Raw genomic sequence first — 1,801 nt, 5'->3', positions numbered from 1 at the left:
ACCCTGCAGCAGAGTAGCCTGTTGGCGTATCCAGGCCTCTATTTTATTTGCGATGGCAGTGACAGCATTCTCTCATAATGATCGGCCATATCCTGAGCGACTTGTGATAATCGTTCAATCAGCGACTGAGGCTTGAGGATGGTTAATGCTTTGCCATATGGCAGAAGGAAATAGGGTGCATACTTGTACAACGTAGATTCCTGTAGTTGAAAATGAGCTTCGCCATGGAGGCGACAGGTCAAGGTATGACCGAATAGCCAATGCTGGCATAACTCATTCAGGGCATAATTGTGGCCACGGATGACAACCGTAACCACCGAGGTATCGCCTTCGCTTGGCAGCAGGCTGTTTAAGAGGAATTCCTTGGCTGAGAAATCAAGCGGTCGTTCAAACCGGGCATCGGTATTGTGCAGTGCGATGATTCGATCCACACGGAAACTGCGTATCTCTTGCCGGAGTCGGCAGTATCCAGCCGTATACCACTGGCCCTTCCAATGGATAATGCTGTACGGATCGAACTCACGCCTAGAAGGCTCGTCTTCACCGTGCCTGGCATAAACCATGGAGAGTGTCTGCCCTTCGACTGCACTGCTCTCCAATATCTGAAGGTACGCCAGATGCTGTTCTTGAATCGGGGGCTGCATCACTGAAACGCCGCTAAGATGCCGCTCCATCTGTTCAAGCTGCTTGTCGTTGGTGTAGCGCTTGAGCTTTTTGATCGCCCGCTCCAATTCCTCCGTGAAGGGATAACCTGCCTCCTTGGCAAAAATCGAGGCGTGAACCAGTGCTTTCTGCTCGCTCGAATCGAACATGAGCGGGGACTCGGCAAACGTACCGAGTATTTGAAAGCCACCGTTCGGCCCTGAATCGGCAATGATAGGCACGCCGCTAGCGCATAGTGAATCGATACAGCGGTATACCGTGCGAATATGGATTTCAAGTTCATCGGCGATTTGCTGTGCAGTTCTCTTGCTGCCCGAACGCAGCATCCACAGGATGGTCAGCATATTGTCGGCTTTGGACAAGGGACAGCACCTCTTCCTATGCATTATTATGTTCGAAACCAAATAGATTGAACTCATTGTAGCTTGTTTAGATGAGCGGGTCCATGCCTTTGTCGAGCCAGGATTCATAGGTTGGACCGTAAATTTCAGGAATCCTCAGGCCCGCTTGTCGCATGAGTACGGTCATTTGACCGCGGTGGTGGGCTTGATGCAAGATGGTGAAACGTAAGGATGCGCCATTCTCCCACAACTCACCACCGATTTCATGCGTCATCCGAAGATCCTCTTCCGTCCATTGGGACTGGACGGCTTCCAGCAGGGCTCGGTTGATCTCGCGGTAACGCTGCTGAATGATGGAAGCTGAGGCTGGGATTGCTTGTTCGATGTGTACTCCAGTAAACTGTAGACCGAGTGACTGCATGTATTGAATGGACACAACCAGGTGCCAAGCGAGTTGTCCCAGTGTTCGATGTTGGCTTGTCATCGTTTGTGTTAATGATTCGTCGGTTAAGGCATTCAATACTCGTTCCGTGATTTGGGCTTCTTTGGTCCACTCGCTGGCAAAATCATCAATTTTAATGAACATGTAAATAACCTCGCTTTATAATGGGATAAACCGCTCTCTTGGACTAAGTATATGGATGAATCACTGACAACTACGGTCAGTAATTGTAAAGGAGTGAGAGATCTGCGTGAAATGATACGAAATATTCCGGGTTCTGATGGGTGGATAACCATTAAGGAGTTGAACAAGGGGTGGTCTAGGGATCGCAAGTATTATGTACAGGATACCGAGC

The 1,801-nt window shown here is 49.5% G+C and carries 2 protein-coding genes; both read right to left on the bottom strand.

Annotation, left to right across the window (positions count from 1 at the left end):
• Positions 1–38: 38 nt before the first annotated feature.
• Positions 39–1,025, bottom strand: coding sequence for a helix-turn-helix transcriptional regulator (locus ACFRAK_RS28245; protein ID WP_394573074.1), 987 nt, complete (start codon positions 1,023–1,025; stop codon positions 39–41).
• A gap of 67 nt (positions 1,026–1,092) precedes the next feature.
• Positions 1,093–1,590 carry a DinB family protein gene (locus tag ACFRAK_RS28240; RefSeq protein WP_394573073.1) on the bottom strand — a complete coding sequence of 166 codons (498 nt, stop codon included), beginning with the start codon at positions 1,588–1,590 and terminating at the stop codon, positions 1,093–1,095.
• Between the last annotated feature and the right edge of the window lie 211 nt (positions 1,591–1,801).

The sequence above is a fragment of the Peribacillus sp. NPDC056705 genome (genome assembly GCF_043656335.1).
The sequence above is the reverse complement of the archived record's forward strand: the minus strand, read 5'-3'. Positions and strand labels throughout refer to the sequence as shown.